This is a genomic window from Streptomyces sp. NPDC006140, from assembly GCF_040628815.1.
Lineage (GTDB): Bacteria > Actinomycetota > Actinomycetes > Streptomycetales > Streptomycetaceae > Streptomyces.
Map to the genome: position 1 here is coordinate 620567 of NZ_JBEXTS010000002.1, position 12948 is coordinate 633514.

Here is a 12948-nt window from a genome sequence, read left to right on the forward strand (position 1 = left end):
TCCCGGCTCCGGTGCGCGGACGTCCCATCCTCGCATGTCGCGGGGCGACCGGCGGCATCGACCGCTCGTCGCGCACATGCCACGCCAGGGCTCAGCTGCCGCCCCGCCGCATCACGGATCGGGAAGATTCCGTGACAGGAGGTGTACGACGCCGCCGAACCGGAGATCCTTGTGCCCGCACGGACAGAGCCGACGGCGTGTCACGGGGGATGTGCGAATCAGTGGAACGTGCGCAGGAACATGCGTCGACCGGCGGACCGGACGGCCTGGCCACGCGGCCCGGCGAGACCGGCACCGCCCTGGAACTCCTGGTCCACGGCGTGGGCGGCACCACGCCGCAGGAGATGCTCAACGACCCGCGGACCGAGCGGATCACCGGCGACGACATCGCGGCCGTCTTCCGGCGCGCCGACGACGTCGACGCCGAGAACAGCCCCGACGCCCACCGCCGGGACGGCCCCGTGCCCGAGGCCTACGTCTGGTGCAACCTCACCTCCGGCAACGGCACCCGCGCCCTGTGGCTGCTGCTCCTGCCGTTCATGGTCGTCAACCTCGCCCACTGGATGCGCCCCAGCGCCCACGGCCGCCGCCGCACCGTGCGCCTGTACGGCCTCCTGGTGCGGCTCGCCGCCCTCACCCTGACGGTGCTGCTCGTCGCCGCGGCCTGCGAGGTCGCCCTCGACCTGGCCGCCTGGCAGTGCGCGGGCACGACCGCCTGCGCCGACCGCCACTCCTGGCTGGGCTTCCTCTCACCCACCGTCTCCAACGGCGGCTGGTGGAGCAGCCCCGGCCGCAGGCTCGCCCTCGCCTCCCTCGTCCCCACCGCCCTGACCGGCCTCCTCTGGTACCTGTCCCGGCGCACCTGGAGCGACTACGAGTCCCAGCAGCCGATCGCCCGCGACCCCGAGCCCGACGAGGACCCCGGACCGACCGCCCTCGGCCGGCCCGGCTTCTGGTACGGACGCCGGCTGGTGGCCCGGCTGCGCGCCGCCCACACCGCCGCCGGCCTGCTGACGGTCGCCGCCGCGGTCGGCAGCGCCGCCGCCCGCCACGACCGCGAGCCCGGCGGCCCCGCCCTGCTGCACACCCTTGGCCTGCTCCTGGAAGCGGCCCTCGCCGCCTGCGCCGTCGCCGTGGTCTGGGTGGTGTGCCGCCGGGGCCGCAGCGAGAAGCGCCTGGACAAGGAACTCGACGAGCGCTTCGTCCGGCGCCTGCCGCTCGCCGCCCTCGCCCTGCTCGCCCTCGCCCTGCTCTACGCCGGGTGGGAGCGGCCCGGCTGGGAGTCGGCAGGGCGGCTGCCGGGCGACACCGCCTTCGGCGGCCTCGCCCTGGCCCAGGGCCTGCTCGTGGTCGTCCTGGCCGTCGTCGCCCACACGCTGCACCGCACCGATCCCGACCGGCGGGCCGTGCTGCGGGGCATGGGCGGACCGGCCGTGGCGATGCTGGGCTGCGCCCTGGGCGGGGTGATGTCCGGCGGCGTCTCCCAGCGCGTCTCCGACTGGCTGGACGGCACGGGCGCGTCGATCGCGGGCCCGCCGGTCCTGCTGACCTGGCAGGCGTCCGTGATCCCGCCGCTGCTCGTCGTGCTGCTGGGGCTCTTCGGCTGGCTGGCCCACCGCGCCTGGCAGCTCGCCCGCGCCGAACGCGACACCGTCGCACGCGACTACCCGGACGCGGCCATGGACCCCGCCCGCACCCGCCGGATCGCCTACGCCCGCGCCATGGCCGCCCTCACCGACCGAGGACCCCGCATCGTCGCCGTCACCTCCGGCGTCACCCTGCTGCTCGGCGCCGGAGCCCTCGTCGGCGCCCTGACCACCGACGAGACACCCGGCGAGGCCGCACGGGGCACCTACCCCGTCCTCCACGGCGCAGCGGAGACCGCCCAGGCCCTCGGCTCCTGGCTGATCGGCCTCGGCTTCATACTCTTCGTCACCTGGGGCCGACGCGCCTACAAAGACCCCGCCGCGCGCCGCACCATCGGCATCCTGTGGGACGTCGGCACCTTCTGGCCGCGCGCCGCCCACCCCTTCGCCCCGCCCTGCTACGCCGAGCGCGCCGTGCCCGACCTGACCTGGCGGATGGCGACCTGGACCCGGGTCACCGGCGGACGCCTCGTCATCTCCGGGCACTCGCAGGGCAGCGTGCTCGCCGCCGCCGCGGCCTGGCAACTCACCCCCTCCGCCCGCAGACGCGTCGCGCTGCTGACCTACGGCTCCCCGCTGGAGCGCCTCTACGGCCGCTGGTTCCCGGCGCACTTCGGCCCCGCCGCGCTCAGCTCCCTGCACCGGGACGTCGACTGCTGGCGCAACCTGTACCGGCTCACCGACCCCATCGGCGGCCCCATGCGCCTGCCCGGCGACCGTGGCCCCCAGGTCGACCACCCGCCCCTGAAGGACCCCCTCGCCTACGGCCGCACCGACCTGCTGCCGCTGCCCGCGCCGATCCTCGGCCACTCCGACTACCAGGCGGACCCGGCGTTCGCCGAGGAACGCCGCCTGCTGCTGGCCCGGCTGCGGCCGGGGGTGCCCGCACCCCGCGACACACCCGAGCCGCCGACCCCACGGGACACACCCGAGCCGCCCGCGGCGTAGGCGAACCTCAGAGCAGCTCGGGCAGGTCCTCGGCGTAGAGCAGCGTCAGGTCGTCCGTGGTGGGCTCGGCGAGCTGGGCGACCCGGCTGGCGTGCCGCTCCACCATGGCCTCGAACGTCTGCCGCGCGGTACGGCCGTTGCCGAACGCCGGGCCCTTGGGGATCGCCGTGAAGTACTTGAGCAGCGCCTCCGCCGCACCCGGCGCCAGCCGGTACTCGTGCTCCTCGGCCTGCTGCTCCACGATCCGCAGCAGGTCCTCGGGGCCGTAGTCGCTGAAGGTGATGGTCCGTGAGAAACGGGAAGCGACACCCGGGTTGACCGACAGGAAGCGCTCCATCTCGGCCGTGTAGCCCGCGACGATCACCACGACCGCGTCCCGGTGGTCCTCCATCAGCTTCACCAGCGTGTCGATCGCCTCCTTGCCGAAGTCGCGGCCCGCGTCCTCCGGGGACAGCGCGTACGCCTCGTCGATGAACAGCACGCCGCCGCGCGCCTTCTCGAACGCCTCCTGCGTGCGGATCGCCGTCGAGCCGATGTGCTCGCCGACCAGGTCCACCCGGGACACCTCGACCAGGTGGCCCTTCTCCAGCACGCCGAGGGAGGCGAGGATCTCGCCGTACAGGCGTGCGACCGTCGTCTTGCCCGTGCCCGGGGAGCCGGTGAAGACCAGGTGCCGCTTGACCGACGCCGCCTTCAGACCGGCCTGCTGCCGGCGCCGGCCGACCTCGATCATGTCCGTGAGGGCGCGCACCTCGCGCTTGACGCTCTCCAGGCCCACCAGCGCGTCCAGCTCACCGAGGACGTCCTTGGAGGTGCGGACGGGCTGCGCCGGCTCGGCGACCGGGGCCGGGGGCGGCGGTTCGGTGCGCTGCTCCGGCACCGCGCCGAGCAGACCGGCGGAGTGGCTCACCGTCTGCACGGCCGTCTCCCGCGCCGCGGGCGCCCGCAGCCCCGCGCTCTCGTCGCTCGTGCAGTCCTCGACGAGCGGGCCCGCCCCGGACGCCGCGTCCGCGCCGCTGTCCGCGAACTCGTAACCCCCGCGCGCGCACCGCTCCGTGCGGCACTTCCTGAGCGTCGTACGGCTGCCGTCGATCACGTGGAAGCCGTAGCCGCCGCTGCCCGTCACCCGGCAGTTCAGGAAGCTGCCGCGGCCCCCGGCCGACACGTAGACGCCCGCTTCCGCCGGGGAGTCGACCGTGCAGCGCTCCACGGTGGGGTCGGCGCCCTTGGTGACGATCACGCCGGTCTGGGTGCCGTCGAGCGTGCAGTTGCTGAGGGTGCCGCCGCTGCCGTGGTCGCGGAACCAGGCGCCCGTCGCCGCGTCCCGGATCCGGCAGTCGTCGAGCTGCGCCGTCGCGCCGTCGCTCACCGACACGGCCGTGTTGCGCACCTGCGACAGGTCGCTGTCGACGACGTCCGCGCGCGAGCCGCGGTCGAGGACGAACAGCGCGTCCGGCACGTCGTGCACCCGGCAGGAGTCCAGGACCGCGGTGGCGCCGTCGCTGACCCACACCGCGGGGTAGTCGCCCGTGCTGTCGAAGATCTCGCACTGGTTGGCGTCCACGCGGGTGCCCGGGTCCCACACCGACAGGCCGTTGCGGCCGAACTGGCGCACCGTGGTGCGGGTCAGTGTGAGGACGGAACGGGAGCGCAGGTCGACCGCGTTCTCCGGGATGTCGTGGATGCGGCAGTCGGCGAGCGTCAGCACGGCGTCCGTGTCGAGCGTGACCCCGTCGGCCGTCGTGCGGTGCACATCGCAGTCGGTGAGGTGCGCGGTGGCCCGGCCGGTGATCTGCACCCCGCTGCCCCGCACCTCGTACACCTCGCAGCCCACCGCCTCCAGCGCGGTGTTCTCCCCGGTCGCCGACAGGCCCGAGCCCGAGGTGTGGTGCACCCGGCAGCGCTCCAGACGGGGGTGCGCGCCGCCGCGCACCGCCACGCCCGCCTGGCCGGCCGCGACGACCTCGCACTCCTCGAACACCCCGCCCGCGCCGTCGAGTACGGCGATGCCGACGCCGGCCGGGTTGTCGACCGCGCAGCGCCGGACCGTGGGCCGGGCACTGCCGCGCACCTCGATCCCGGCCGCCGACCGCGTCACCACCCGTACGTCCCGCAGCTCCGGCGTGCCCTCCTCGACCAGCACGGCCGGGGCGGCCGCGTCCTGGCCCTCCACGTGCAGGTCCTGGACCACCGCCGAGGCGCGCACGGTCAGCGGCACCCCGTCCACGGGCGCGATCCGCACCGAGCCGGGGGAGCCCTCGGGACCGCGCAGGGTCACCGCGCGCTGCACCACGAGGTTCTCCCGGTAGGTGCCGGGGGCGACGGTGAGGACGTCGCCGTCGGCCGCGGCCTCCAGGGCGGCGGCGAGCGATGCGTACTCACCCGTGCGGCGCCGCCACCGCGACGTGCCGGTGTGCGTCACCTGGACCGTGCCCTGTGCCATGGTGTAGCTGTGCCCCCACCTCGGTCGTACTGATGGCTCGTTCGCCCTCGGGACGCTGTGGCCGGTGTCGGGGCCGCTGCCGTGCCCGGCCCCCGGGGGCTGCGCGCGCACTGCGGCATCGACACCCGGCGTGTCCCTCCTGCTCGCTCGCACGCGGGTTGTGCCGAACGGTTCGGCCGGACCACCGTAGCGTGCGCGCGGGTGGTGGGTTGACCAGAGCCGGAAGGCTGTCAGCTGCCGGTGCCCGTCCTGCCCCAGTCCGGGCCCGCCTTGTCCCATGCCTGGTCCCAACGGGCGTACCGGCGGCGGACCATGCGCCAGACGATCAGCCGTCTGCCGCCCTCTATGAGCCCGCCGGCCGCCAGGGCCGCGCCGAAACCGGCGAGGACCGCGTGCGTCGACGCCGTCGCGGAGTCCAGGGGGCGGGCCACCAGCCGGCCGTGCCGGTCGGTCCATATCCGGAACTCGTCGCCCCGCTGCGGGTCCTTGAGGCTCGACAGCACCGGGCCCTGCTGCGGCGTGCCGTCCGGCGCGGTCCAGTCGGCGAGGACGCGGTTGCGCAGATCCCGGCCGGTGGAGGTCTCCGGGTCGGCGTCCAGCGGGGAGGGGTCGAGCTTGCGGACCACGGTGGCCGTCACCAGGTGCCGCGCCTCGTGCTGCTCCCGGACGGAGCGCTGCAGGGCGTCCTGGGCGGTGCCCCCGACGAGGAATCCGGCCACCGGGGCGATGAGCAGGATCAGCAGCAGGGCCGCCAGCGCCGCCCAGGCCTCGGCCAGGTCGGTCGCACGGCACAACGGGTTGCGCCGCCAGCGCCAGAGTCCGCTGATCGCTCGCACCGCCTGCACCCCCTTCCCGCTCCGTGATAACCCCCGGCGGAGCCGTCCACGCGCGCACCCGGCGAAGAGAGAGCGAAATCACCTCTCCCCAGGGCCTCTCATGAACTTCTCACACGAGGCCAACGCCCGGGCCGCCGACGCGGTTCCCACCCCAGCGGGAGACCCGCCGCCTGCGCTTACTCGAGGATCCTGACCGGGTCCCCGACCCGGATCGTGCCGCGCGACAGGGGCACCAGGTTCTGGCCGAAGACCAGCTTGCCGCCGAGCCGCCGGTGCCGCCCGAGGCTGTACAGGGGCTCGCGGCCGCGCTCGCTGGTGCCTTGGTCGGTGGTGGTCACCACGCACCGGCCGCAGGGCTTGGCGACGCGGAAGGTCACCTCCCCGACGGCGAGGCGCGACCAGTCGTCCTCGGCCCAGGCCTCGGTGCCCGTCACGACCACGTTAGGCCGGAAGCGGTTCATGGGGAGCGGGCCCTCGTCCGCGTGGTCGCCCTGCGCGATCAGGGCGTTGAGGGCGTCGAGGGAGGCCGTCGTGGTGAGCAGCAGCGGAAAGCCGTCGGCGAAGGAGACGGTGTCACCGGGGCGCGCGTACTCCGGGTCGACGGGCCGGCGCGTGGCCGGATCGTCCATGAACACGAGGCGCGCGCCGATGCCGAGGTAGGCACTGCACCAGGCGTGCGCGGACTCGTCGTCGGCCGGGACCGCCTCGACCTTGTCGCGGAAGACCTGCACCGGCACGGTACCGACCGCCCCGGGGACGGGCACCGTGAGCGGCTCCATGCCGGGCGCGGACAGCCGGACACCGCCGCCGGGCAGCAGCTCGGCGGCGGCCTGCGCGAGGCGCGGCTGCTGGCGTTGCGTGACGACCTTTCCCCCGTCGTCGATCAGCACCCAGCGCCGGTCGCCGGCCAGTCCCCACGGCTCCACGACGGCCTCCCGGGGCGCCTGGCCCCGGACCGCCTTGACCGGATGGACATGAATCGCGTGCAGGTGTGCGTTCCCCATGGGGCCATCGTGCCAGCCGGCACCGACAGCCCCCGGGGCGGCGGCTCAGTAACCGCGGTACTGCTGGTTGTTGTACGGGTCCTGGTAAGGAGCCTGGGCGGGCCGGGGTGCCGCGGGGCGCATCGCCTCGTAACCCGCGGGCGCCGCCGGGCGCGGCTGCTGGGGCTGGGGGGCCGGGTAGCCGCGTGGTGCGGTGGCCTGCTGCGGGATGTACGCCGCGGGCGCCTGCTGGAGCGGGGCGGGCTGCGGCGCCTGCGGATAGCCGTAGGCGGGCTGGGACGGGGCCGCCGGCAGCGCCGGCAGCGCCGACGGGAGGGCGGGGAGGTTGCCGGCCGGCATGTCGTACTGCGCGGGGACCCGGATCGGGGCGATCTGCGGGGTACCCCGCTCGGCGACGAGCTTGTCGTAGATCGGGGTGTCCGGGAAGGAGGCGGAGTAGTAGCCGCCGCCATAGGTGGAGCGGGGGGAGGTCATGGCACATAAGTTAAGCCCACGATGTGCTGGTTGGGGAGACCGATAAGAGGGTTGTTTTCCGTGTCCGCAGTGACCCGGTATCCCCAATGCGAGCGAACTTGGCAAAAAGGGGCGCCGACCAGGGTTCTGATCGTGTAAAGGCCGAGTTCCGGGCAGGTTGCCGGGGGTTGGCCGCCGGTCTTCCGGTCGTCGTGCATGGGAGTTCGCCGCCGGGAGGAATAGGTTGTCCGAAGGGAACTCGTCCGGACGGCCGGGATGGGCCTGGCGCGGTGCCACGCAATGGGGGCGGACATGCAAATGCTGAAAGGTTCAAACACTCCTGTGCCCGCCGCGGCGCTGCGAGTGGAATTGGGCTGGCGCACCGGACCGGGCGTGCCCGACGCCGACGCCTCCGCTTTGCTGCTGATAAGTGGAAAAGTGCGTTCCGACGCGGACTTCGTCTTCTACAACCAGCCCGCGCACTCCTCCGGCGCGATCCGCCACGAGGGCAAGCGGAACACCGGCGGGCGCGTGACCGACACGCTCCTCGTCGACCTCGCGCGCGTGGAGCCCGCCATCGAGACGATCGTCCTCGCCGCCTCCGCCGACGGGGGCGCCTTCGGGCAGGTCCCGGACCTGTACATCGAGGTCCAGGACGCCGCCCAGGGCACCACGGTGGCCCGGTTCGACAACCCGGGCGCCACCACCGAAACCGCTTTCGTGCTCGGCGAGTTCTACCGCCGCCAGGGCGCCTGGAAGTTCCGCGCCGTCGGCCAGGGCTACAGCAGCGGACTCGAAGGCCTGGCCACGGACTACGGCATCACAGTGGACGAGCCGCAGCAGGCGGCACCCGTGACGGCGCCCGCGCCGCCGGCCTACACGCCCCCGACGACGACCCAACAGGCCACCCCGCCGCCCCCCGCGGAACCCCCCGCACCCGTCCGCCTCACCAAAGTCACGCTCACCAAGGCGGCCCCCTCCGTCTCGCTCACCAAGCAGGGTGGCACCTCCGGCGCCCTGCACGTGAACCTCAACTGGGAAGTGCGCAAGCAGTTCTCGGGGTGGAGCAGCAAGTTCGGCCGCCCGGCCGCGCTGCACTCCGACCTCGACCTCGACCTGTGCGCCCTGTTCGAACTCACCGACGGCAGCAAGGGCGTCGTACAGGCCCTCGGCAACACCTTCGGGGCACTGCACCAGCCGCCGTACATCCACCTCGACGGCGACGACCGAACCGGCGCTGTCGCGGCCGGTGAGAACCTCACCGTCAATCTCGACCACAAGAACGCCTTCCGGCGCATCCTCGTCTTCGTCACCATCTACGAAGGCGCACGCTCCTTCGCCGACCTGAACGCCACCGTCACCCTCCAGCCGCAGCACGGCGCCCCGATCGACTTCTCCCTCGACGAGTGCACGGTCCCCTCACCCGTGTGCGCGCTCGCCCTGATCACCAACACCGGCGGCGACCTGGTCGTCCAGCGGGAGGCCCGCTACCTGGTGCCCGAGCGCGGGGTGAGCCCGCAGCGGACCGTCGACCAGGCCTACGGATGGGGCATGAACTGGACCCCCGGCAGGAAGTGACGCCCTCCGGCGGGGATCAGCCCTCGTCGGGCACGGCGTCCGGGCGCGCGTAGGTGCGGCCCTTCCAGGCCGCACCCCGTCCCCGGTAGTGCTGCACGGCCGAATCGACCGTCATGAGGAGGTAGAGGAAGGCGGTGAACGGCAGCAGCGGCGCGAGCCACAGCGGTTGCCGGTAGTAGCGGAGCATCGGGACGTACGTCCCCGCCATCACGAGCCAGGCCAGGCCCCCGGCGACCGCCGCGGCCGTGCCGCCCGTGGCCAGGCCCACCACGAGTGCCACGGGCGGCACCAGGTACACCAGCGCCAGCCCCGCCACAGTCCCGGCCAGCAGCAGGGGGTTGTGCCGCAGCTGGGCGTACGCGCTGCGGGACACCATCCGCCACAGGTCGCCCAGCCGCGGATACGGCCGCACGCTGTCCACCCGGTCCGCCAGCCCCAGCCAGACGCGGCCGCCACCGCGCTTGACGGCCCGGGCCAGCGCCACGTCGTCGATCACCGCGTGCCGGATCGCGTCCGGGATCCGCGCCCGCTCGGCGGTCTCCGCCCGCAGCAGGACGCAGCCACCGGCAGCGGCCGCCGTCCGCGTCCCCTCCCCGCCGATCCGGCGGAAGGGGTACAACTGCGCGAAGAAGTAGACGAAGGCCGGCACGACGAGCCGCTCCCAGACGCTCTCCACCCGCAGCCGCGCCATCTGCGACACGACGTCGAACCCGCCGGAACGGGCCGCCGCCACCAGCTCCCGCAGACTGTCCGGCGCGTGCGCGATGTCGGCGTCGGTCAGCAGCAGGTACTCGGGACCACGCGCGCGTGCCAGGCCGATGCCGTGGCGCACCGCCCACAGCTTGCCGGTCCACCCCGCGGGCGGTTCACCCGGCGAGGACACGGTCAGCGGCAGCCCGCCGTGCCGGCGTGCCAGGTCACGCGCGAGATCACCGGTGCCGTCCGCACTGCCGTCGTCGACGAGGAAGACCTCCGCCCGCCCCGGATAGTCCTGCAGGAGCAGCGACGGCAGCGCGGCGGGCAGCACCGCCGCCTCGTCACGGGCCGGGACGACGACGCACACGTCCGGCCACACGTCCGGCTCCACGCGCCGGGGCAGTCGCACATCGGTACGCCAGAAGAAGCCCTGACAGAGCAGCAGCCACAGCCAGGCGAGAAGTGATCCAGCGGCAGTCCACACAACGGCGCTCACGCGCGCAGTCTGCCCCACGGGACCGGCCCGGGACCGCTCATCGTCTATCGTGATCGGGTGAAGATCGCGCTCATGGACTCCGGAATCGGTCTGCTGGCGGCCACCGCCGCGGTACGGCGGCTGCGCCCCGACGCCGATCTCGTGCTCTCCCTGGACCCCGATGGCATGCCCTGGGGCCGGAGGACACCGGAGGAGCTGACCGAGCGAGCCCTGGCCGTGGCCGAGGCGGCCGCAGCGCGCCGCCCCGACGCCCTGATCGTCGGCTGCAACACCGCGACCGTGCACGCGCTCACCGCCCTGCGCGCCCGCCTCGAACCCGAGCTTCCGGTCATCGGCACCGTCCCCGCGATCAAGCCGGCCGCGGCGGGCGGCGGACACCTCGCCATCTGGGCCACCCCGGCCACCACCGGCAGCACGTACCAGCGCACCCTGATCCGGGACTTCGCCGGCGGCGTGCCCGTCACGGAGGTGCCGTGCTGGGGCCTCGCCGAGGCCGTGGAGCACGCGGACGAGGCGGCGATCGACGCCGCCGTGGCCGCGGCCGCCGCACTCACCCCGGAGGACGTGACCACCGTCGTCCTCGGCTGCACGCACTACGAACTGGTCGCCGAGCGCATCCGGACCGCCGTCCAGCGCCCCGGCCGCCCGCCCCTCGTGCTGCACGGCTCCGCGGGCGCCGTGGTCGCCCAGGCCCTGCGCCGGCTCGGCGAGCAGCCCGCGCCGGGGGCCACCCCGCACGGCACCCTGACCGTGCTGCTGAGCGGACGCGAGGGTGCGCTGCCCGCGCCGGCCCTGGCGTACGAGGAGGGGCGGCTGCTGCAGGCGGTCACCCCGGCCCGCTGACTGCAGCCTCCTGACGGTCGCCGACGCGGTGGAACCGGCCGACGCCCGGCCGGCCCAGTCACGCTCCGCCACCGGCTACCAGCGCAGCGAAACCTGAGTACTCTCATATGCATGAGGGACCACCGCCACGGCGAGAACGCCTCTGCCGCGCATCCCGACGTATGGACCGGCCGTGCGACCAACCGCGTCCAGTGGCTGCTGGCGCTCGTCGGAGCGGCGTGCATGGCACTCGGTATCGAGCTCGCGGTCGACTCGGCGTGGACCTCCGGCACGGCTCCGCTCATCATGGCCGTCGTCGGGTGCATCGCCGCCGGGCTCCTCGTCCTCTTCGGAACCCTCGCCTTCGTGCACGTCGCCCTGCGGGTCGACGAGGACCATCTCGAGGTGCGCTGCGGCCACATCGGCCTGCCCCGCCGCCGTATCCCGCTCTCCCATGTGGCGGGCGCCACGTACACCTCCCACGTCACGCCCCGCCACTGGGGCGGATGGGGCTACCGGTGGCGGCCCGAGAAGGGCACCGCGGTGGTCGTACGCCAGGGGGAGGGCGTCGTGCTGGAGCTGTGGGACGGGCACACCTTCACGATCACGGTGGACGACGCGGAGGCGGCCGTAGAGGTGATCAAGGCCCGGCTGCGCCCCCGAAAGCCGGGCGCTCCCGCGCACTGAAGCGCCCGCGGCCGCTGATACCAGGGTCCGGCGCGCTGCCGTCTCCGGTCGCGCGGGTCTGACGCGCTGCCGTCTCCGATGGGACGAGCCCCGAGCCCCCCGAGTCACCCTGCCGCCAGGGCATCCCTCACCACGCGGGAGTGCGTCCGGTGTCCCGCGGACGCGGGTCCGGGGCGCGGCTCGGCGGCTCGTCGGCGAGTGGGCGTGCCGTGGCCATGCCCGCCAGCAGCCCAGCTCCCACCGACACCGCCGTGAAGCTCAACGCGTTGCCGAGCGCGGCGATGGCGGCGAGCACCGTCAGGGCCGCGCCCGCGGTCAGCGCCACCGGCGTCGGGCGCGGGCCGCGCCACAGCGCGTACAGCACCCAGCCGAAAGCCGCCGCCAGCAGGGCCACGCCGACGACGCCCTGCTCGGCCGCCTGCTGGAGCGGCGCCGAGTGCGGCTTGCCGTCGGACAGCAGTGACTGGGCGGACGTCGCGCTCAGCTCCCCGAACCGGCCCGGGCCGACCCCCAGGGCGGTGTCCCCGCGCAGCTGGCCCCACGCGTCCTGCCACAGCTGGACGCGGTGCGGCGTCAGGCGCCCCTCGACGGCGGCGCCGAACCCACCCGGCACGGCCCGCGCGGCGATCGCGCAGGTCAGGCCGGTCACCAGGACGACGACCGCGGCCATCGCGGCGAGAACGGCGCCGCGGCGCCGGGTGCGGCCGGCGGCCAGCGAACACAACAGCACCGCCACGCACGTGACGCAGCCGGTGGTCGAACCGAGCACGGCCGCCAGCACCGCGGTCCCGGCGGCCACCAGGCGCAGCGCGAACCGCACGGCCGGCGCGGGAGCCGCCCAGGCGGCGCAGCACGCGGCGCCCGCCGACAGCGTCAGCACGGCCGCCGTGGCCCCGGCGTGCCCCAGAGGCACGGTGATCTGCGGGCCCGGAGCGAGATGCGGAACGGCCACCGTCAGCCCGATGCCGGCCAGCGCGCCGGCGCAGGGCGCGGCGACCGGCAGCAGCGCCCCGCTGATCCGCCCGGCGGCGTACCCGGCCGCCACGGCCAGCACCGCGAGGAGCACACCCTCGGGCCGGCCGTCGCGCACGGCCGCCGTAATCAGGGACCAGCCGGCGCAGGCCCCCAGCACCGCCACGCCCGCCGCGTCCAGCGCGATCCGTCTCTCGCCGTCCGCGTCCGCCCCGGACGCGGACGTCATCCCACTGGCACCCACCCCGCCCCGCCCCCCGCACCCCGTCGCCCCCGACCTGTGAAGACCCCGGCCGCACGGACCGCCACCAACCGCACGACTGAGGCTTCGGCACACCGTAACGGCTGGTGGGCGGTTTGGGGATGT

Annotated in this window: 10 protein-coding genes; 4 read left to right on the top strand and 6 right to left on the bottom strand. The window is 74.5% G+C overall.

Annotated elements, in window-relative coordinates; translation table 11 throughout:
* The first annotated feature begins 221 nt into the window (after positions 1-221).
* On the top strand, positions 222-2594 hold the full coding sequence (locus tag ABZ386_RS08000) for a hypothetical protein (protein WP_356504792.1): 2373 nt from the start codon (positions 222-224) through the stop codon (positions 2592-2594).
* 7 nt (positions 2595-2601) lie between these two features.
* On the opposite strand, the gene ABZ386_RS08005 is transcribed toward ABZ386_RS08000, so the two are convergent.
* From ABZ386_RS08005 to ABZ386_RS08020, 4 genes are all read right to left on the bottom strand, one after another.
* Positions 2602-5037 carry a right-handed parallel beta-helix repeat-containing protein gene (locus ABZ386_RS08005; RefSeq protein ID WP_351336367.1) on the bottom strand — a complete coding sequence of 812 codons (2436 nt, stop codon included), beginning with the start codon at positions 5035-5037 and terminating at the stop codon, positions 2602-2604.
* Positions 5038-5267: 230 nt separating this feature from the next.
* A complete protein-coding gene (locus tag ABZ386_RS08010) occupies positions 5268-5873 on the bottom strand; it encodes a hypothetical protein (RefSeq protein ID WP_351336364.1) in 606 nt (201 codons plus the stop codon).
* A gap of 176 nt (positions 5874-6049) precedes the next feature.
* Entirely contained in the window at positions 6050-6877 is an 828-nt protein-coding gene (locus ABZ386_RS08015; protein WP_358964217.1) for an MOSC N-terminal beta barrel domain-containing protein, read from the bottom strand.
* 45 nt (positions 6878-6922) lie between these two features.
* On the bottom strand, positions 6923-7351 hold the full coding sequence (locus tag ABZ386_RS08020; protein ID WP_351336360.1) for a DUF6643 family protein: 429 nt from the start codon (positions 7349-7351) through the stop codon (positions 6923-6925).
* Between the two features lie 297 nt (positions 7352-7648).
* Here ABZ386_RS08020 and ABZ386_RS08025 point away from each other — a divergent pair, with 297 nt between their 5' ends.
* Positions 7649-8908, top strand: a complete 1260-nt coding sequence (locus ABZ386_RS08025) for a TerD family protein (RefSeq protein ID WP_351337125.1) — start codon at positions 7649-7651, stop codon at positions 8906-8908.
* A 16-nt stretch (positions 8909-8924) separates the two neighbouring features.
* Here the strand turns inward: ABZ386_RS08025 and ABZ386_RS08030 are convergent, their stop codons facing one another.
* Positions 8925-10118 carry a glycosyltransferase gene (locus tag ABZ386_RS08030; RefSeq protein WP_358964220.1) on the bottom strand — a complete coding sequence of 398 codons (1194 nt, stop codon included), beginning with the start codon at positions 10116-10118 and terminating at the stop codon, positions 8925-8927.
* A gap of 39 nt (positions 10119-10157) precedes the next feature.
* Here ABZ386_RS08030 and ABZ386_RS08035 point away from each other — a divergent pair, with 39 nt between their 5' ends.
* A complete protein-coding gene (locus ABZ386_RS08035) occupies positions 10158-10943 on the top strand; it encodes an aspartate/glutamate racemase family protein (protein ID WP_114250359.1) in 786 nt (261 codons plus the stop codon).
* A gap of 111 nt (positions 10944-11054) precedes the next feature.
* Positions 11055-11609, top strand: a complete 555-nt coding sequence (locus ABZ386_RS08040) for a hypothetical protein (RefSeq protein ID WP_351336356.1) — start codon at positions 11055-11057, stop codon at positions 11607-11609.
* A 127-nt stretch (positions 11610-11736) separates the two neighbouring features.
* Here ABZ386_RS08040 and ABZ386_RS08045 read toward each other — a convergent pair whose 3' ends face one another.
* Positions 11737-12810 carry an O-antigen ligase family protein gene (locus ABZ386_RS08045; protein WP_356504788.1) on the bottom strand — a complete coding sequence of 358 codons (1074 nt, stop codon included), beginning with the start codon at positions 12808-12810 and terminating at the stop codon, positions 11737-11739.
* Between the last annotated feature and the right edge of the window lie 138 nt (positions 12811-12948).

Coding starts and splice junctions, on each gene's coding strand:
- ABZ386_RS08020 (WP_351336360.1), bottom strand. CDS start 7,351: ATGACCTCCCCCCGCTCCACCTATGGCGGCGGCTACTACTCCGCCTCC.
- ABZ386_RS08025 (WP_351337125.1), top strand. CDS start 7,649: ATGCTGAAAGGTTCAAACACTCCTGTGCCCGCCGCGGCGCTGCGAGTG.
- ABZ386_RS08015 (WP_358964217.1), bottom strand. CDS start 6,877: ATGGGGAACGCACACCTGCACGCGATTCATGTCCATCCGGTCAAGGCG.
- ABZ386_RS08045 (WP_356504788.1), bottom strand. CDS start 12,810: ATGACGTCCGCGTCCGGGGCGGACGCGGACGGCGAGAGACGGATCGCG.
- ABZ386_RS08040 (WP_351336356.1), top strand. CDS start 11,055: ATGAGGGACCACCGCCACGGCGAGAACGCCTCTGCCGCGCATCCCGAC.
- ABZ386_RS08005 (WP_351336367.1), bottom strand. CDS start 5,037: ATGGCACAGGGCACGGTCCAGGTGACGCACACCGGCACGTCGCGGTGG.